This is a genomic window from Pantoea sp. BL1 (genome assembly GCF_000963985.1).
GTDB classification, from domain to species: Bacteria; Pseudomonadota; Gammaproteobacteria; order Enterobacterales; family Enterobacteriaceae; genus Pantoea; species Pantoea rwandensis_B.
In genome coordinates this window covers 33,056-52,362 of the sequence record NZ_JZRH01000030.1, presented here as the reverse complement: position 1 = coordinate 52,362, position 19,307 = coordinate 33,056, and the positions used below count along the sequence as shown (strand labels likewise).

The window sequence follows — 19,307 nt, the reverse complement described above, 5'->3', positions numbered from 1 at the left end:
GAATATGCTTTCGATCCATTGAACATCTCCATCAAATTTTTTGGCTAACCCTGGCATGGCGTATTGCTTTAAGGTTACAAGTTAACCTGGCGAGACGGAGAAGCGCGATGTTTGGTGGTATCAACCAGATGTTCAATCGGATGAGCGATCACCCGGACTTTGGTAAACTGCTGTTACGTCTGACGTTTGGCGGCCTGCTGCTGTTTCATGGCGAATTCAAAGTGATGCATGGCGTCGACTGGATCGCCCATCTGCTGGCCGTTAAAGGCATGCCAGGTTTCATCGCTTACGGTGCTTACATCGGGGAAATAGTGGCACCTGTTATGGTGATCATCGGTTTAATGACGCGCCCTGCGGCCTTCATTATCGCGGTGAACATGGTTGTTGCGACCTTGCTGGTAAAAATGGGCGCAGTCTGGCATCGCACAGATGTTGGCGCCTGGTCTCTGGAAACAGAGGCTCTTTATCTGCTTGGCGCACTCGCCATCATGTTTTTGGGTGCCGGGAAGTACACGCTGGTGCGTGATTCGCGCTTGCAATAAAAATCAAAAGAAATGAAGCCGGTCTGCTGAAGTGGTGATACCACTTCACAGACCGGTTTTCTTATGCCGCTAACGGATACCGCAACGTGCCAGGCTGCGCTGCTGCATCTGTTGATACAACGCCATCTCATCCTGCACCGCTGCGCCTAACGCGGCTTCAAAATCCGCCCTGCTGGCATTGCCCGCGCTGCGTGCGTGCGTTTCGTCGCCCAAATTAGACTGGAATATCCCCGCTGCACTCACTGGCAGGAAATCTTCATACACAATCGGTTCTGCCTGCACCCGTCCCTCAGCGAGAAGTTGGGCCAGAGTTTCCCCCATTTGCGGAGGATGCTGGATGCCCTTAGCGGTCAAACGATAGCGGAACCACGCCAGTTCCTGTTCACGCAGGGCTTCTTCATCATCAGGGAAATCACGAAACACTGCGCTCAGATGCTGTTGATGATGCTGGTTATCGCTGCCGGTGCCTGCTTCCGCCAACAGACGGTCGTACAGTGTGCGTCCTTTGGGGGTCAGTGCCGCGCCGCGCTGCTCAATCTCGCCAAAGCGCGCAGTATGGGTGCCGGGAGTGCCGTCATTAAAATGCACTGCCTCTTCCAGCGCTTTAAAACTGGTTTGACGTAACAGGATCGGCACCTCGCGCCGTGGTGGCCCCTCAATGAGGGTTTTGGGATCGATGCCGCGCGCGGGCATCAAGGTTTGCACGCGATCGATATCCAGCGTGCGCGGCGTCAGATGGTTGATGTGGCACCCCTGGAAGCACACCACATCGGCGATCAATCGATGTTGCTGACTCAGTGCCCGATAGGTCAGGCTGTCCACGGTGGTGTGGGCATGCCAGCGGAAGGTTTCCAGCGCCTCTTTGACAAAACGCGCTGCGTCCGCAGCATTTAAACCGCCCTGCTGTTGATGTTGAGCGATCAATGCGCGACAACCCGGCGTGAAAATATCGCGTGCGGCCAAAATAGTTGCGGCTTTTTCCCTTAGCGCGGCGTCATCAATCAGTTCCAGCCGTAACAGAGAGGTAAACACGCGGAATGGATTGCGGCGCAATGCGCTGTCGGTGACCGGACGGAACGCGGTGGAGTGAACCGGCACTCCCGCTTGCGAGAGATCGTAATATCCCACCGGTTCCATCCCCATCACCGCAAACATCTGGCGCAGTGTGCTGAGTTCTTCTGCCATTCCCACGCGAATTGCACCGTGACGTTCCACACTGAGTCGGTCCAGTTCATCGGCGGCGGCGAGACGGTTTTTTAAAGTGGGTTGTGCTTCCAGCGTACGTTCATTCACGGCCGTGACCAGTTGCGTCAGGGTGCCATATTGCGGCACTTCCTGTTGATACATACTGGACATCGCTTGCGAGAACAGCGTGCGAATCGCATCGCTGGTGAGAAAGTTTTCCATGGTCATCACCTCGGCGTTAAGGGTTGTTGCTAATGTAGATCAACCCTTTATCACCGTGGAGGAATTTCGTGGAACTGTGATCGCCCTGTCACTCAGCCCGGTCTGACGGGTCACCAAAGCGGCATTTCAGGGCCAGCATGATCGTGGTGAGCACCGCTGGAATCGCCAGCAACAGGAAGATTTGGCTGAACGACCACCCGAGCGAAAGGAGTTCTGCGCCGACAAAAGCACTCATAATCGCGCCGACGCGCCCCACACCGTGCATCCAACTGGAACCGGTCGCACGCGCGTGCGTAGGGTAATAGCTGGCCGACAGCGCATTCATGCCGGTGTTGGCGCCGTTAAAGCAGAAGCCGCTAAAGAAGGCGATGGCACTCATTAATCCCACTTCCGCCGGAGAGAAGCCGAGCGCGACAATCGCAATACCGCCACAGAAGTAAATCGCCGCCAGCGCGATATTGGCATTGATGCGATCCATCAGCCAGCCAGCAAACAGCGAACCTACCGTGCCGCCCGCCTGGTACATCGCCGTAACGATGGCGGCTTCCGTCACCGACATTCCCAGCGTGTTGATCAGCGAGGGCATCCAACTGCCAATCAGATAGACGAGGAACAGCCCCATAAAGTAGCCGCCCCATAACATCAGGCTGCCGAAGAGATAGCGCCGGGACACCACCGTCGCCACTGCGCCACGCCGCACGACAACCTGTTCAGTGGACTGGTAATGGCTGTTCGGCTCAACGACGCCAGGCAGCATGCGATCCAAAATGGCATGAATACGTGCAGCAGGTGCGCGACGGCTAATCAGGAAGCGCACGGATTCCGGTAAGCCGCGCAGCAGGAAAGGCAACACAATCAGCGGCAAGACGCCACCCATCAACATCACGGAGTGCCAGTCATAGCGAGGCAACAGCCAGGAAGCCGCAAATCCGCCCGATGCGGCACCAAAGGTGAAACCGCAGAACACCACGGTAATGATGAAGGAACGTCGACGCTCCGGTGCATACTCTGCTACCAGCGTGCCAACGTTAGGCATAGCTGCACCGAGGCCAAGGCCGGTGAGAAAACGGAATAACATCATTTGATCGATGTTTTGCGCCATGGCGGTTGCCAGCGTCCACAGGCCAAAAAAACCCACGCTGAGCAGTATCATCACACGCCGCCCGTAGCGATCGGCCAATGGCCCCGCCACCATGGCACCTAAGGCCAGGCCAATCAGCGCGGCGCTGATCACCATGCCAAGCTGATGATTAGTGACGCCCCAACTGGCTTTCAATGTCGGAGCGATAAAGCCCATCAGCGCGATGTCCATGCCATCCAACGCAACAACGATGAAGCACAGCGCAATCAGGCGTTTTTGCCAACGGCTAAGCGCACTCTGATTAATCAGCTGGCGAACATCTACGGCTTCAACGGTGGTCACGGATCAACTCCTGCACATTCATCGTTTAATCATCAGTTTTGGTAAAAAAAACGGCGCTAATGATAGCTCATCGTTAACAATAACGGGCAGGATTTTTAGGTGTAAGTGAGAATTATTCAAATTATGCGAGATTAAGCGCTTGATATTGCAATAGGTGATAATTTTGCACTGACGCTGATTTTTACTAATTCGATTTAAAACAGCAGGTTAGAAATTTTAGGGTTTTTGTTAATATAATTTTGCAGTGAAGTTAACATAATTCCAGTTTTCCCATTGCCGCCATCAGGTAAAAGTCATTATGTTTGAGGCTATGGACAAAAATTCCCTTTTCAATCAGCGCATTCGCTTGCGCCATTTACACACCTTTGTTGCGGTTGCGCAGCAAGGCACGTTGGGGCGCGCGGCAGAGACACTCAATCTCAGCCAGCCTGCGCTCTCAAAAACCCTGAATGAGCTGGAAGAACTGGCTGGTGCGCGTCTGTTTGAACGTGGCCGTCTCGGTGCCCAGTTAACGACGCTCGGCGAGCAATTTCTGGTCCATGCGGTGAAAGTGCTGGATGCACTTAACCATGCGGGACAAAGCTTTAACGCCCCACAACCAGGCCGACCGGTGGTGATTCGCCTCGGCGCGCTCACCACCGCGGCAATGGGCATGCTGCCACAGATTCTCGATCGCTTTCATGAGCAACAGCCGAACACCACGGTACAAGTGGCGACATTACACAATAATGTTCTGCTGGCTGGGTTGCGCGCGGGTGAGTTTGATATTGGCATTGGGCGCATGGCCGACAGCGAAATGATGGCGGGTCTGAGTTATGAATTGCTATTCCTTGAGTCGCTTAAACTGGTAGTTCGTCCGGAACACCCGCTTCTCAGTGACAACGTCACGTTATCCCGTGCGATGCAGTGGCCGGTGGTGATATCGCCGGAGGGCACTGCCCCGCGCCGTATCGCTCAACATATGCTGGACGAGCAAGGTTGTGCGCTTCCCGCTAATTGTGTTGAAACCTCATCCACTTCGCTGGCGCGTCAGCTGGCCCTGCGTTATGACTATGTGTGGTTTGTCCCTTCGGGCGCCATCAAGGAAGATCTTAGCCACAATGCCGTGATTGCACTGCCGATTAACTCTCCAGGGCCGGGAGAGCCGGTGGGGATTATCACCCGCAGCGGCAGTCATCTCAGCCTGAGTGCCGAAGTGTTGCTGGCGACCATTCGCAAATTTCACACCTGATTAGCGACTGCGTTTGGCGTGGCGCTCTCGATTATCCAGCCGCGCCTGATCCGTTTTTCTTAAACTGACATACAACGCCCCGGCACCCCCGTGCTGGGGCTGCGCCACGCAAAAGCTTTGCACCTCGTCAAACTGCGTCAGCCAGCGTGCCAGATAACTGCGTACGATATTGGCATGCGCTTCATCATCACGGCCTTTGCCGTGGATAATCAGCAAATTGCGGAGCCCCTGCTTGCGTGCCTGCAGCATGAAACTGAACAATGACTTTCGACAGGTTTCTACCGGCTGACGCAGCAGGTTCAGGCTGGCGTCCAGGGAATATTTCCCCAGCCGCAACTTATCCAGCACACCTTGTTGAATCCCTCCTGTTTTGTATTCCAGCGGAGTCGTCAGCGGGATGATGTCAAGAAAGCCCCGCGTGAGGAAATTTTCCTGTTCGTCATCGGCTTGCGTCGGGCGCGGCGCTTTGGTTGAAGGGGAACGCAACCATTGAGTATTGGCACAATCTTTCAGTGGCGTCACATCGCCCATGGCATCCCGGAAAAGGTCTTCATCGTCTAGGTTCATGGTGTTTTCTCACGCCTGGTGGTTTGCTGAGCGCAGGTTGCCGCTCAAAAACAAAATAGTAGCAAAGGATTTTTGGCATCACATCTGTCACTTTTTGCGCTGAGACAAGTTGTGACCAGATGTAAATATGGCAACAAAACGTTCCAGGTCAAAAAATAATGTCAGGCAAACCTTGCGCAAACTCAGGTATACCCTACGTTAGTGGGGGTTTACGGGGAATTACTGCTCGGATGAGTTCCCTTAACGCGTAAAAATGTTAAAATTGACGGCAGTCAATAATCATCGAGCGTACCTATATGATCCCGGAAAAACGCAGCATTCGACGTATTCAGTCTGGCGGTTGTGCCATTCACTGTCAGGATTGCAGTATCAGCCAGTTGTGTATCCCTTTCACACTGAACGAGCATGAGCTGGATCAGCTGGACAATATCATTGAGCGCAAAAAGCCGATTCAGAAAGGTCAGACGTTGTTCAAAGCCGGTGATGAACTGAAATCGCTTTATGCTATCCGCTCCGGCACCATCAAAAGCTATACCATCACTGAACAGGGTGATGAGCAAATTACCGGTTTCCATCTGGCTGGGGATTTAGTGGGCTTTGATGCGATTGTCGGCGCGCACCACCCCAGTTTTGCTCAGGCGCTGGAAACAGCCATGGTGTGTGAAATTCCTTTCGAAACCCTTGACGATCTTTCCGGTAAAATGCCGGCACTGCGTCAGCAGATGATGCGTCTGATGAGCGGTGAGATTAAAGGCGACCAGGACATGATCCTGCTGCTCTCGAAGAAAAACGCGGAAGAGCGTCTGGCGGCGTTTGTCTGGAATCTGTCACGCCGCTTTGGTCAACGTGGCTTTTCTCAACGCGAGTTCCGTCTGACCATGACGCGTGGTGACATTGGTAACTACCTGGGACTAACCGTAGAAACCATCAGCCGCCTGCTGGGTCGCTTCCAGAAAAGTGGCATGCTGGCAGTGAAAGGCAAATATATCACCATCGAGAACCATGCGTTGCTGGCAGAACTGGCGGGTCAGACTGAACAAGCTGCGTGATTCTATGCCGGGTCGATAAATGTTAGTTTATTGATCCGGCAACAACTTTTCCCCTTCTGCCCCGCGCCAACTTAGGCTATCTTTAATCCAACTTGCTTTGGTTTGAGGAGATTGCCCTATGTCCCGGTACCAAAATATTCTGGTGGCGATTGACGCCCAGCAGGACGATCAACCCGCGTTACGTCGTGCGGTGTATCTGAATCAACGTATCGGCGGAAAAATCAAAGCTTTTCTGCCTATCTACGACTTCTCCTATGAAATGACTACCTTGTTGTCGCCTGATGAACGTTCCAACATGCGTAAAGGCGTCATCAGTCAGCGTACTGAATGGATTCGTCAACAGGCCCACGCCTATCTTGAGGCGGGTGTTGATATTGAAATTAAAGTGGTGTGGCATAATCGCCCTTATGAAGCGATCATTCAGGAAGTGATGGCGCACCAGCACGACCTGGTGTTGAAAATGGCCCACCAGCACGATCGCCTCGAAGCGGTGATTTTTACCCCAACTGACTGGCATCTGCTGCGTAAATGCCCTTGCCCGGTGTGGATGGTGAAAGATCAGCCATGGCCAGAGGGAGGCAGAGCCGTTGTGGCGGTCAATCTGGCCAGTGAAGAGCCCCATCACGATGAGTTAAACCAAAAGCTGATTCGTGAAACGGTGCTGCTGGCTGATATGGTCAACCATACTGAAGTGCACCTTGTCGGTGCTTATCCCATCACGCCAATCAATATCGCTATTGAACTCCCCGACTTTGACCCCAGCGTGTATAACGATGCGATTCGCGGACAACATCTGGTGGCGATGAAAGCGCTACGCCAGAAATTCTCCATCGGCGAAGAGTTTACGCATGTGGCAAAAGGCTTGCCGGAGGAGGTGATACCGGATATCGCCTCTCATCTGGAGGCGGGGATTGTGGTACTCGGCACCATCGGCCGCACTGGCCTTTCAGCCGCATTCCTCGGGAATACCGCAGAGCAGGTTATCGATCATTTGCGTTGTGATTTGCTGGCAATCAAACCGGACGATTTCAAATCGCCGATTGATTATGACGATGAAGAAGACGAAGACGATTAAAACAACAAAGGCGACCAGATGGTCGCCTTTTTTAATCGCAATACAGATTACAGCGCGCGCAGGATACCTTCTACACTCGCCTTCGCATCACCAAACAACATTTGCGTGTTGTCTTTGAAGAACAGCGGGTTCTGCACCCCGGCGTAACCGGTATTCATTGAACGTTTAAACACGATAACGTTCTGCGCTTTCCACACTTCCAGTACGGGCATACCCGCGATTGGGCTGCGCGGATCTTCCTGCGCCGCCGGGTTAACGGTGTCATTGGCACCGATCACCAGCACGGTATCGGTATCGCTGAAATCATCGTTAATCTCGTCCATTTCCAGCACCACGTCATACGGCACTTTGGCTTCAGCCAGCAACACATTCATGTGGCCAGGCAAACGACCGGCAACCGGATGGATCCCGAAACGCACTTTGATGCCACGCGCACGCAGTTTCTCGGTGATTTCCGCCACCGGGTACTGCGCCTGCGCCACCGCCATGCCGTAGCCAGGCGTGATGATCACTGACGTTGAGCCTTTCAGCAGTTCTGCGGTGTCTTCTGCCGTGATTTCACGGTGTTCACCCTCTTCTTCGCTTTCGCCACCGACACTCACATCGGTGCCAAAACCACCCGCAATAACGCTAATGAACGAGCGGTTCATCGCCTTACACATAATGTAGGACAGAATCGCACCCGAAGAACCCACTAACGCACCGGTGACAATCAGCAGGTCATTGCTGAGCATAAAGCCCGCCGCCGCCGCTGCCCAACCGGAGTAAGAGTTCAGCATCGACACCACAACCGGCATATCCGCACCGCCAATGGAGGCGACCAGGTGCCAGCCGAAGACCAGAGCAATGACGGTCATCAGCAGTAAGGCAACCACTTGTGAACCGGTGCTATTCGTCTGCACAAACCACAGCATAAGCAGGAAAGAAACCACCAGCGCAGCCAGATTCATCTTATGACGATGTGGCAGCATCAGCGCTTTAGAAGAGATCTTGCCGCGCAGTTTGCCAAACGCCACGATAGAACCGGTGAAGGTCACCGCACCGATAAAGATGCCAAGGAACACTTCCGTCAGATGGATATTTTCCATCACCGGCGCCAGACCGGGTGCATGATCGAGGTAGCTGTTGAAGCCCACCAGAACGGCAGCCAGACCCACGAAGCTGTGCAGAATCGCCACCAGCTCTGGCATTTCAGTCATCTCGACTTTCTTCGCCAGACGCACACCGATTGCGCCACCGATCACCATCGCCAACAGAATCCACGCCACGTTGCCGCTGTTGGGACCAAAGATGGTCGCCAGCAGCGCAATCGCCATACCACTGACACCAAAGATGTTACCCTGCTTAGACGTCTCGTGTTTTGAGAGGCCGGCCAGGCTGAAAATAAACAGAATTGCGGCAACAATGTATGCTGCAGTCACTAATCCGCCAGACATGTTGTTACCCCTTAATTCTTACGAAACATTTTCAGCATGCGCTGGGTGACGGTGAATCCACCGAAGATATTGATGCTGGCAATCAGTACAGCGACGAAGGCCAGGAAAGTCACCCAACCGCCGTGGCCCATTTGCAGCACCGCACCCACCACAATAATGCCGGAAATGGCGTTAGTGACGGACATTAATGGCGTATGCAATGCATGGCTGACGTTCCACACCACGTAGTAACCGACGACGCAAGAGAGCGCGAAGACCGTAAAGTGGGACAGGAACTCAGGCGGTGCCACGTTGGCCAGACAGGCGAACAGCACCACAGCCAATGCCAGCAACAGATATTTGCGCCACGGTGAAACCGGTTTGGCTTCCACTTTTGCTTTTGGCTCAATGGCTGCCTGCGCGGCTTTCGGCGCCGCTGATACCTGAATTGGTGGTGCTGGCCAGGTGACTTCGCCTTCACGAATCACCGTGACGCCGCGCACGACGACGTCATCGAAGTCGACGGTGATTTCGCCGTTCTTCTCTTTGCACAGCAGTTTCAGCAGGTTAACCAGGTTAGTGCCATACAGCTGAGAAGATTGCGTTGGAAGACGGCTAGGCAGATCGGTATAACCGATGATCTTCACACCGTTGCTGGTTAAAGTCACCTGATCGGCTACCGTGAGATCACAGTTACCGCCGGTCGCTGCCGCCAGATCGACAATCACGCTACCCGGCTTCATGCTGGCAACCATTTCAGCGGTAATCAGCTTCGGTGCCGGTTTGCCTGGGATAAGCGCGGTAGTGACGATGATATCGACTTCTTTCGCCTGCGCGGCAAACAGTTCCATCTCCGCCTTAATAAAGGCTTCTGACATCACTTTGGCATAGCCATCGCCACTGCCGGCTTCCTCTTCGAAATCCAGCTCAAGGAACTCGGCGCCCATACTCTGCACCTGTTCTTTCACTTCTGGGCGTGTATCAAACGCACGCACAATCGCACCGAGACTGCCCGCCGCGCCGATCGCTGCCAAACCTGCCACACCCGCGCCGATAATCATCACTTTCGCCGGTGGTACTTTACCGGCTGCGGTGATTTGCCCGGTAAAGAAGCGGCCAAATTCATGCGCAGCCTCAACAATGGCACGGTAACCGGCGATGTTCGCCATGGAACTCAGTGCATCCAGCGCCTGGGCACGGGAAATACGGGGTACAGAATCCATCGCCATGACGGTGACGTTACGCGCGGCCAGTTTCTCCAGCAGTGCCGGATTTTGTGCTGGCCAGATAAAGCTCACTAAGGTGCTGCCCGCGCGTGTCAGTTCGATCTCCTGATCGTCTGGCGCATTCACTTTCAACACAATGTCAGACTGCCAGACACTTTCGGTGTTGCTGACTGTGGCACCAGCGGCGATAAAGCTCTCATCGTCAAAACTTGCGCGAATACCAGCGCCCTGCTCGACCGTGACGCTGAATCCCAGCTTGATCAGTTGCTCAACGGTCTTTGGCGTTGCAGCAACGCGCGACTCATTGGCTAACCGCTCTTTGGGTATCCCAATTAACATACTGTTTCCTTTCAACAATTAAAGGATGAGGTTCTGTAAGTAGCACAAGCCCATAAGGCTGAAACAGCGTTTCAGCTTTTTATGAGCAAAATGCGCAATGTAACAAATTCTTTATAACCTACTGAAAATGTGAAAAGTGATCCACAGCGATAACGCGCACTTATGACATTCACACTAATATTCAGATGCAAAGATTGAATGCCACGTTTTGCCACTAGTTTTGCGACATAATAAAAAATATTCTGCTGCGCAAAATCGTGTCATGTCGAATTTAGTGTTTTTAAAAACCTTTATTTAACAATACTTTAACTATTATGATGCTATGTGTTACCAGAATAAGTGGTAAAGCGGTCAAAAAAAAGCCATAGCATAGGTAAATGACATGTCGATGAATAATTTGCGGAGATTGTCAATCTTATGCGCATAAATTGGCTGAGACAGGTTGATTATTACATGCAATAATCAGCGGCTAATCTGTTATACATCAAGAGTCCAGCACGTTTTCGTACTCATTTTGCGTAAGGCGAAGGATCATTTTTATGAAGCTGAAGAACACCATTCTGGCGACCACCTTGTTATCACTGTTGGCAGCAAATGCATTTGCCGCCAAAGAGTTGACGCCAGAACAAGCGGCCGCGTTGAAGCCATTCGAACGTATCAATATCAGCGGTCGTTTTAATGCCATTGGTGATGCCACTGATGCCATCTCAAAAGCAGCCGATGAAAAAGGCGCTGACTCCTTCTATGTGCAGGGCATCAATGACACCAACGGTAATGGTGGTAACTGGCGCGTAACAGCAGACCTGTATAAAGCCAATGCACCTAAAGCGGATGACACCACCCAATATCGCATGTTCAATGGTGTTAAAGAGCTGCCTAAAGCAGAAGCGTATCGTTTAGAGCCATTCGATACCGTCTCTGTCAGCGGTTTCTTCTCAAGCCAGCCAGACGTAAATGATGCCATCGCCAAACAGGCAAAAGACAAAGGTGCTGCATCCTTCTTTATTGTGCGTCAGGTTGATGCCAACAACGGCGGTAACCAATACATTACTGCTTATGTTTACAAAGCTGATGCGCCTGAGCGTAAGGTACAAAACGTCTCCGACTCCATCCCAGCAGATTCAGAAGCAGGTAAAGCGGCGCTGGCAGCTGGCGGTGCGGAAGCGAAAAAAGTGGCTATCCCGGGTGTTGCCTCTTCCGATACACCAAGCCGTAGCGTAGGTCGCTTCTTTGAAACGCAAAGCTCTACCGGGCAGCGTTACACGGTGAAACTGGCCGATGGTCGTAGTGTGCAGGAAGTTAACGCCATCACGGCCGCACAGATGCAGCCGTTTGATACGGTGACTTTCTCTGATCACTTCGGCACACCGACAGAAGTGTCTGAAGCCGTTGCCAAACGCGCTGCAGATAAAGGCGCGAAGTATTATCACATCACTCGTCAGTGGTCGAGCCAGAGCGGCGGTAACCTGACTGTGACTGCCGACCTGTTCAAGTAATAGTGATGCGGGGCGAGATGCGTCGCCCTGCTCATCTGTTTGCATAGTCTGTGCGCAGATCTGCATAATCCTGCATTGCCTTCCCTTTTCGCTCTCCGTAAAATCCTTCGCCTGTTTTCAGGGCATTCCGTATCAAAACCGGCCAATTGCCACGTTACACTCCAGCGGAATCGTCACTACCCAGCATACTCTGCTGTCCAGGAATGGTGTTTTGGATAAAAAATTAGGTCTGAGCGCGCTCACCGCGCTGGTACTCAGCTCCATGCTCGGTGCGGGTGTATTTAGCCTGCCGCAAAATATGGCTGCCGTCGCCGGTCCCGCTGCACTGCTGATTGGCTGGCTGATCACCGGTGTCGGCATCCTGTTTCTCGCGCTGGCCATGCTGCTGCTGACGCGCTTAAAACCCGAACTGGACGGCGGGATTTTTACCTATGCACGCGCCGGATTTGGTGAGTTAGTCGGATTTTGTTCCGCATGGGGTTACTGGCTCTGTGCGGTCATCGCCAACGTTTCTTATCTGGTGATTGTCTTTTCGGCGCTGAGTTTCTTCACCGATTCGCCTGACCTCGTGGTATTTGGCGATGGCAATACCTGGCAAGCGATGCTCGGTGCATCGGTACTTTTATGGCTGGTGCACTGGCTGGTGTTACGAGGCGTGCAAACAGCTGCCAGCATCAACCTGCTCGCTACCCTGGGGAAACTGGTACCGCTGCTGCTGTTTGTGGTGTTGGCTTTGCTCGCATTTAACTACGATCGCTTCCACTTTGACTTCAGCGGCGTCGCGCTAGGCCAGCCACTGTGGCAGCAAGTCAAGCAAACCATGTTGATTACCTTGTGGGTCTTCATTGGTGTGGAAGGCGCCGTGGTAGTCTCCGCGCGGGCACGTCATAAGAAAGATGTGGGACGCGCCACCATGCTGGCGGTTATCGCGGCACTGCTGGTTTACTTACTGGTGACCCTGCTTGCACTGGGTGTGGTGCCGCGTGCAGAGCTGGCGCAAATGCGAAATCCCTCCATGGCCGGCTTGATGCAGCATCTGTTGGGGCATTGGGGTAATACGGTGATTGCGGTGGGTCTGATTATTTCCGTGTGTGGCGCATATTTAAGCTGGACAATTATGGCGGCAGAAGTCCCTTTTCTCGCTGCACAGCAAGGGGCTTTCCCCCGCAGCATTGCGCGACAGAATCGTCACAATTCGCCAGCCGCTTCGTTGTGGCTCACCAACGGCAGCGTGCAGGTTTGTCTAATCCTGATTGCGGTCACTGGCGCGGATTACAATACGCTGCTGACCATCGCGTCAGAGATGATTCTGGTGCCATATCTGCTGGTGGGTCTGTATTTAATTAAAGTGGTTCGCGGACAAAAAAATCCGTTGGCGATGTCGGTCGGAGTCGGTGCCAGTGCTTATGGATTCTGGCTGCTTTATGCTTCAGGTCCGCTGCATCTGCTGCTGTCTGTGGTGCTGTACGCGCCGGGATTACTGCTGTTCCTGTACGCGCGACGCGGCGGCCGTGGCAAAAAAGTGCTGTCACAACTTGAGCGCATCGCGATTGGATTACTGATTGCGGCAGCACTGCCAGCGATGTGGCAGCTTACGCAGTAATTAGTGAGGTTGAACCGGGATTGAGACGCACAGCAGGTCATCCTGCTGTGTCAGATTCAGCACTTTACGGTATTCCTGATGAATTGCGTCCAGCTGATCTTCTGACAACGGATAAGGCAGTTGGATGTCAAAACGGCTGATGTGCTGTTGTTCCGCGAGGGTAATCAGTCGTGCGATATTTATCTCGTCACTGACCTGCGTTGAAATGATTTGTAATGCTAATTCTTTCAAATGATCGTCACTTGCGGCTAAGCCGTGAGCGGACTTGCGCGTGACCATGCCAAAAATCGGCATCACGCCGTAAATAGCGTCAACGAAACTCCAGCGTTTTTTGCAGGAAGCAGAAAGAAAATCGCTGTAATTGAAGCAGATGCGGTCACTGTATCCGGCTGAAGCCAGCTCTTTATCAGACACCCTCGCACTCCTCCTGGTTTTCGTTACGGTTCCGAACCTTGCGCTACAACGCGCCGCTAATAATGGCACATTTCACGGTAAACATACCAGTCAGCCAGGGATATTTCGTGCGATAGCGTAGAGCTCAGGACCAGGAAAAGTTATGCTGATGCCATTCTCATCACTCGCAGTGAAATATGAACAGAATTGTCTATGTGGAAGATGAGCCGGAAGTCGGCGAACTGATCGCCGCCTACCTTGGCCGCCACGATATTGAAGTGACTGTAGAAACGCGCGGTGACCGCGCTGAAGCCACGATTCTCAACGCCGATCCCGACCTGGTGCTGCTGGATATCATGTTGCCTGGCAAGGATGGTATGACCGTCTGTCGCGATTTGCGTGCGCACTGGTCTGGGCCGATTGTGCTGCTGACATCGCTGGACAGCGACATGAACCACATTCTGGCGCTGGAAATGGGTGCCAATGACTACATTCTGAAAACCACACCGCCCGCTGTTTTGCTGGCACGTTTGCGCCTGCATCTGCGTCAGGCGCAGGGTTCCCAGCCCGAAGTCGCGCCAGCCATTCAGAGTTCGCAACGGGTGCTGCGTTTTGGTTCGCTGACCATTGACTCCCTCAATCGCCAGGTCACGCTGTTTGATGAAAACATCACCCTCTCCACCGCCGATTTTGATCTGCTGTGGGAGCTGGCCACGCATGCAGGCCAGATTCTGAATCGTGATGCGTTGCTGAAAACCTTGCGAGGGGTGAGCTATGACGGCATGGATCGCAGTATTGATGTGGCGATATCCCGCCTGCGCAAAAAACTGTATGACAGTGCCACCGAGCCGTTTCGTATCAAAACCATCCGCAATAAAGGTTACCTGTTCGCGCCTCAGGCCTGGGATACCCGCTCCGCATGAGAAAACTCTTTATCCAGTTCTATCTGCTGCTGTTCGTCTGCTTTCTGGTGATGACCTTGCTGGTGGGGCTGGTCTACAAGTTTACCGCTGAGCGTGCGGGCCGCCAGTCAATGAACGATTTGATGGCGAGTTCGCTGTTTTTAATGCGCAGTGAATTGCGCGAGATTCCCCCGCGTGACTGGAATAAAACCATCCGCAATCTCGATCTCGATCTGTCGTTTGAGCTGCATATCGAACCGATGAGTAAATATCAGCTGGATGAGCCTGATATGCGCCGCCTGCGCGCCGGTGAGATCGTCGCACTTGACGATCAATACACCTTCCTGCAGCACATACCGCGCAGCCATTATGTACTGTCGGTCGGCCCGATCCCTTATTTGTTTTATCTGCATCAAATGCGCATTCTGGATATCGCGCTGCTGGCGTTTATCGGTATGTCTTTGGCGCTGCCGGTGTTTATCTGGCTACGACCGCACTGGCAGGAGATGCAGCGGCTGGAAAAAGCCGCGCAACGTTTTGGTCGCGGTGAGTTGGATGTGCGTACCCATTTTGAAAGTACCTCTAGTCTGCACAGCCTCGGCGTGGCGTTTAACCAGATGGCGGACAATATCAATACGCTGGTCGCCAGCAAAAAACAGCTGATTGATGGCATCGCCCACGAGTTAAGGACACCGCTGGTTCGACTGCGCTATCGCCTGGAAATGAGCGATAACCTCAGTGACGCCGAGTCCGCTGCGTTGAACCGCGATGTCGGCCAATTAGAGAGTCTGATAGAAGAGCTGTTGACCTATGCGCGCCTCGACCGCCCGCGTGTCGATCTCAACCTTCAATCGTTTGATTTGGCGCAGTGGCTGCGAGTGCATATCGAAGATGTACAAACCATGAATCCGCAGGCACATATCGCCCTGGATATTCCGCAACTTGAGAATGTGGGATCCGCCGATACCCGTCTGATGGAGCGCGTTCTGGATAATCTGGTGAACAATGCGCTGCGTTATGCCCAGCAGCGGCTGCGCGTGAGCCTGTGGTTTGACGGCGCCATCGGTAATTTACAGGTCGAAGATGATGGGCCGGGTATCCCCCCCGAAGAACGCGCGCGCGTGTTCGAACCTTTTGTTCGTCTCGATCCCAGTCGGGATCGCGCGACCGGTGGCTGCGGGCTTGGGCTGGCAATTGTCCACTCCATTGCCCAGGCACTACAGGGACATGTCACTATTGAGAGCAGTCCGCTTGGTGGCGCCTGCGTTCGCTTCTGCTGGCCGGTTGATCTACCCTTGCGAGATATTTCGCCCCGTTTACCGTCATAAGGAGCTTTAATTGTGACTTCTGCTTATCAGGAACTTAGCAAAACTTTCCAGCGCCTGGCGCGCTTTGGCCACCTTGGGGCTATCGCCGGTGTCGATATGCAAACCACGATGCCACCCGGCGGCAGCCAGGCGCGTGGTGAAGCCATGGCGGAACTCAGCGTGTTTATGCATGAACTGTTGACCGATAAACGCCTCGGCGACCTGTTCGATGCCGCTCAGCAGGAATCGTTGAACGATGTTGAGCAAGCCAACCTGAGCGAAATGCAGCGTGCCTGGCAACAGGCAACGATTCTGCCCGCTTCATTAGTCGAAGCCAAATCGCTGGCCGGTTCGCGTTGTGAGCATGCCTGGCGCCAACAGCGCCCCGCCAATGACTGGCAAGGCTTCTCAGCTAACCTGAAAGAAGTGGTGAAACTCAGCCGTGAAGAAGCACAACTGCGCGCCGATGCACTGGGTGTGTCTCGGTATGACGCGCTGCTGGATGTGTTCGAACCCGGCATGACCAGTGCGCAACTCGACAGTACCTTTGGCGAGTTGAAAAGCTGGCTGCCCGCACTGCTGCAAAAAGCCGTCGAGAAGCAACAGAGAACCGCCATCGCGGCGCCGGTGGGTCCCTTTGCCATTGAAGCGCAAAAGCAACTCGGTTTGAGTGTGATGAAAACTCTGGGCTTCGATTTCAACCATGGCCGCCTGGATGTCAGCGCTCACCCCTTCTGTGGTGGCGTGCCAGAAGATGTGCGCATTACCACACGTTACAATGAGAACGATTTCCTGAGTGCGATGATGGGCGTGATCCACGAAACCGGCCACGCACGTTACGAGCAGAATTTACCGCAGCAATGGCGTGGACAACCGGTGGCACATGCGCGATCGACCGCCATGCATGAATCACAAAGCCTGTTTATGGAGATGCAGTTGGGCCGCAGCAAGGCGTTCCTGCAGCATATTCATCCGCAGGTCGTCGCCCTGATGGGTGACCAGCCCGCATTGGCGCTGGATAACTTTGTTCGTCAGACACAACGCGTGAAGCCGGGCTTTATCCGCGTGGATGCCGATGAACTGAGCTATCCCGCTCATGTGATCCTGCGTTACGAAATCGAACGTGCGTTGATTGAAGGCGAGATTGAAGTTGATGACATCCCCGCGCTGTGGGATGAGAAAATGCAGCAGTCTCTGGGAATGGATACGCGTGGCAACTACCGCGATGGCTGCATGCAAGACATTCACTGGACCGATGGCGCCTTTGGTTACTTCCCAACGTACACGCTGGGTGCCATGTACGCCGCCCAGCTGTTCCAGGCGGTGAAACGCGCTATCCCACAAGTGGATGATCTGATCCGTAACGGAGAGTTGCAGCCGGTGTTTGATTGGTTACAGCAGAACATCTGGCAGCACGGCAGCCGCTTCCCGACGCAGCAACTGTTGGTGAATGCCACGGGTGAAACACTGAATCCGCACTATTTCCGTCAGCACCTTGAACAACGCTATCTCTCTGAGTAAACTGCGCGGCGGCCTGATGGGCCGCCCTTTTCACTTCCTTTACCCGCCTTTGTACATTCCGTTACACGCCGATACCAATGCCTCACGGAAAGACCGAATTGTTTTTCATATAGTTCTTTCACCGGCCCCGCAGTGGGCTACACATGAAAAAATAGTTCGAGGATTTTGCGATGAAAAAATTAGTTGCACTGGTGATCGCCGCTGCTATGGGTATGTCTTCTGTTGCTTTCGCTGCTGAGACCACTACAGCTGCTCCGGCTGCTGCCGCTACCACTACCGCAGCACCTGTTGAGCACAAAGCAGTTCATCATAAGAAAGTTGCCCAGAAAGCTCAGGCTGCTAAGAAACACAAAAAAGTAGCGAAGAAAGCGCCAGCTGCTCAGAAAGCTCAGGCTGCTAAAAAGCACCACAAAAAAGCCACCAAGCCAGCTGCACAGAAAGCCCAGGCTGCTAAAAAGCACCACAAAAAAGCAACCAAGCCAGCTGCACAGAAAGCCCAGGCCGCTAAAAAGCACCACAAAAAAGCAACCAAGCCAGCTGCACAGAAAGCTCAGGCTGCTAAAAAGCACCACAAAAAAGTAACCAAACCAGTTCAGAAAGCTCAGGCTGCTAAAAAGCATCACAAAGTGAAAAAAGCGGCTAAATAAGTCGGCCTCTTAGCGCCAACACCGCATTAACGATTGAAAACACCCGGTTATGCCGGGTGTTTATTTACTGGAGTAGCGAAAAATGGTGCGTCGCTATCGCTTCGAAATTATCCTGATTGTGATGATCCTGTGCGGCATTGTTGCAGCCAGCTTTTTTATCTAGTCGTTGTAGCGTGCTGATTACTCCAATATTTCTCCCTTTTTTCCCGCTCTCCGACTATAGTTATCGCTCAAGCGTGATGACAATAACCTCTTCTTATTCTCGCCATTGAGAGAACTATGCGCCTGGCTATCCTGTTACTTGTTGGAATTTTCAGTTTTAACCTCGCAGCACATGCCGATGATGAAGATGGGCCAAGCCCGGAAGACATCAAGACGCTATTTTTTGGTAAAGACCACCGCAAAGCCATTACGGATGTGAGTGCCGCTCCCTGGGATGCCATTGGCCAGCTGGAGACCGAAAGTGGCAACCTCTGCACGGCAACCCTGATATCCGCGCATCTGGCATTAACCGCTGGACACTGCCTGCTCGCCCCTCCGGGTAAATTTGATAAACCGGTGGCGCTGCGTTTTATGTCAGGTGCTAAAGGCTGGCGTTACGAAATACATGATATTGATGCGCGTGTAGAACCTTCACTGGCGCGCAGGCTACAGGCCGATGGTGAGGGCTGGATCGTGCCACCGGGCGCGGCACCTTACGATTACGGGCTGGTTATTTTGCATAATCCGCCGTCGGGTATCGTACCCATCCCCTTATTTGACGGCTCACGCAGCGATTTAACCGATGCGTTGAAAACCACCGAACGCAAAGTGACACAAGCCGGTTACCCGGCGGATCACCTCGACACGCTCTATTCTCACAGCGACTGCCTGATTACCGGCTGGGCGCAACGTGCCGTGCTGTCGCATCAATGTGATACGTTGCCCGGTGACAGCGGATCGCCTCTTCTGCTGAAAAGTGGTGATGGCTGGAAACTGATTGCCGTGCAAAGCTCTGCACCCGCTCCGGCGGACCGTTATCGCGCGGATAACCGTGCCATCGCGGTGACGTCGTTTAAAGACAGTCTGGAAGCGCTGGCGAAATAAGATTTTGCCACTGAATCGCTCACCTTCTTCGCGCGAGAGTGTTTCATGCGCAGTCAGCGATATTTCACTCACAGAGGC

The 19,307-nt window shown here is 53.3% G+C and carries 17 protein-coding genes; 11 read left to right on the top strand and 6 right to left on the bottom strand.

Annotated features, from left to right (window positions below):
- The first annotated feature begins 107 nt into the window (after positions 1-107).
- Complete coding sequence (locus tag VH86_RS14735) at positions 108-542, top strand: DoxX family protein (protein WP_045814209.1); 435 nt, start codon at positions 108-110, stop codon at positions 540-542.
- A 69-nt stretch (positions 543-611) separates the two neighbouring features.
- Here VH86_RS14735 and VH86_RS14730 read toward each other — a convergent pair whose 3' ends face one another.
- Together VH86_RS14730 and VH86_RS14725 are read right to left on the bottom strand one after the other, a co-directional pair.
- Positions 612-1,949 carry a VOC family protein gene (locus VH86_RS14730; protein ID WP_045833352.1) on the bottom strand — a complete coding sequence of 446 codons (1,338 nt, stop codon included), beginning with the start codon at positions 1,947-1,949 and terminating at the stop codon, positions 612-614.
- Positions 1,950-2,037: 88 nt separating this feature from the next.
- On the bottom strand, positions 2,038-3,372 hold the full coding sequence (locus tag VH86_RS14725; protein ID WP_045833351.1) for an aromatic acid/H+ symport family MFS transporter: 1,335 nt from the start codon (positions 3,370-3,372) through the stop codon (positions 2,038-2,040).
- A 310-nt stretch (positions 3,373-3,682) separates the two neighbouring features.
- Here VH86_RS14725 and VH86_RS14720 point away from each other — a divergent pair, with 310 nt between their 5' ends.
- Positions 3,683-4,603, top strand: a complete 921-nt coding sequence (locus tag VH86_RS14720) for a LysR substrate-binding domain-containing protein (protein ID WP_034830936.1) — start codon at positions 3,683-3,685, stop codon at positions 4,601-4,603.
- Here the strand turns inward: VH86_RS14720 and smrA are convergent, their stop codons facing one another.
- Positions 4,604-5,170: a DNA endonuclease SmrA gene (smrA, locus tag VH86_RS14715; RefSeq protein ID WP_045833350.1), complete on the bottom strand. Its 567-nt coding sequence runs from the start codon at positions 5,168-5,170 to the stop codon at positions 4,604-4,606. It abuts the gene before it with no gap.
- 296 nt (positions 5,171-5,466) lie between these two features.
- Here smrA and VH86_RS14710 point away from each other — a divergent pair, with 296 nt between their 5' ends.
- Positions 5,467-6,219 carry an FNR family transcription factor gene (locus VH86_RS14710; protein WP_034830913.1) on the top strand — a complete coding sequence of 251 codons (753 nt, stop codon included), beginning with the start codon at positions 5,467-5,469 and terminating at the stop codon, positions 6,217-6,219.
- 118 nt (positions 6,220-6,337) lie between these two features.
- Positions 6,338-7,294, top strand: coding sequence for a universal stress protein UspE (uspE, locus tag VH86_RS14705; RefSeq protein WP_034830915.1), 957 nt, complete (start codon positions 6,338-6,340; stop codon positions 7,292-7,294).
- Positions 7,295-7,341: 47 nt separating this feature from the next.
- Here the strand turns inward: uspE and pntB are convergent, their stop codons facing one another.
- Together pntB and pntA are read right to left on the bottom strand one after the other, a co-directional pair.
- Positions 7,342-8,730 carry a Re/Si-specific NAD(P)(+) transhydrogenase subunit beta gene (gene pntB, locus VH86_RS14700; protein ID WP_038646844.1) on the bottom strand — a complete coding sequence of 463 codons (1,389 nt, stop codon included), beginning with the start codon at positions 8,728-8,730 and terminating at the stop codon, positions 7,342-7,344.
- Positions 8,731-8,741: 11 nt separating this feature from the next.
- On the bottom strand, positions 8,742-10,274 hold the full coding sequence (pntA, locus tag VH86_RS14695; protein ID WP_045833349.1) for a Re/Si-specific NAD(P)(+) transhydrogenase subunit alpha: 1,533 nt from the start codon (positions 10,272-10,274) through the stop codon (positions 8,742-8,744).
- A 539-nt stretch (positions 10,275-10,813) separates the two neighbouring features.
- Here pntA and ydgH point away from each other — a divergent pair.
- Entirely contained in the window at positions 10,814-11,770 is a 957-nt protein-coding gene (ydgH, locus tag VH86_RS14690; protein ID WP_045814202.1) for a DUF1471 family protein YdgH, read from the top strand.
- 211 nt (positions 11,771-11,981) lie between these two features.
- Positions 11,982-13,373: a basic amino acid/polyamine antiporter gene (locus tag VH86_RS14685; protein WP_045833348.1), complete on the top strand. Its 1,392-nt coding sequence runs from the start codon at positions 11,982-11,984 to the stop codon at positions 13,371-13,373.
- Here VH86_RS14685 and VH86_RS14680 read toward each other — a convergent pair whose 3' ends face one another.
- Positions 13,374-13,787, bottom strand: coding sequence for a hypothetical protein (locus tag VH86_RS14680; protein ID WP_045833347.1), 414 nt, complete (start codon positions 13,785-13,787; stop codon positions 13,374-13,376).
- Positions 13,788-13,963: 176 nt separating this feature from the next.
- Here VH86_RS14680 and rstA point away from each other — a divergent pair, with 176 nt between their 5' ends.
- The 5 genes from rstA to VH86_RS14655 all read left to right on the top strand — a co-directional run bounded on the left by rstA (position 13,964) and on the right by VH86_RS14655 (position 19,229).
- On the top strand, positions 13,964-14,689 hold the full coding sequence (gene rstA / locus VH86_RS14675; protein WP_038646832.1) for a two-component system response regulator RstA: 726 nt from the start codon (positions 13,964-13,966) through the stop codon (positions 14,687-14,689).
- Positions 14,686-15,996: a two-component system sensor histidine kinase RstB gene (rstB, locus tag VH86_RS14670; RefSeq protein WP_045833346.1), complete on the top strand. Its 1,311-nt coding sequence runs from the start codon at positions 14,686-14,688 to the stop codon at positions 15,994-15,996. Before rstA ends, rstB begins: the two co-directional genes overlap by 4 nt.
- 12 nt (positions 15,997-16,008) lie before the next feature.
- Positions 16,009-17,496: a carboxypeptidase M32 gene (locus tag VH86_RS14665; protein WP_045833345.1), complete on the top strand. Its 1,488-nt coding sequence runs from the start codon at positions 16,009-16,011 to the stop codon at positions 17,494-17,496.
- A gap of 170 nt (positions 17,497-17,666) precedes the next feature.
- Positions 17,667-18,143, top strand: a complete 477-nt coding sequence (asr, locus tag VH86_RS14660; protein ID WP_045833344.1) for an acid resistance repetitive basic protein Asr — start codon at positions 17,667-17,669, stop codon at positions 18,141-18,143.
- 279 nt (positions 18,144-18,422) lie between these two features.
- A complete protein-coding gene (locus VH86_RS14655) occupies positions 18,423-19,229 on the top strand; it encodes a serine protease (protein ID WP_038646829.1) in 807 nt (268 codons plus the stop codon).
- The last annotated feature ends 78 nt before the right edge of the window (positions 19,230-19,307 follow it).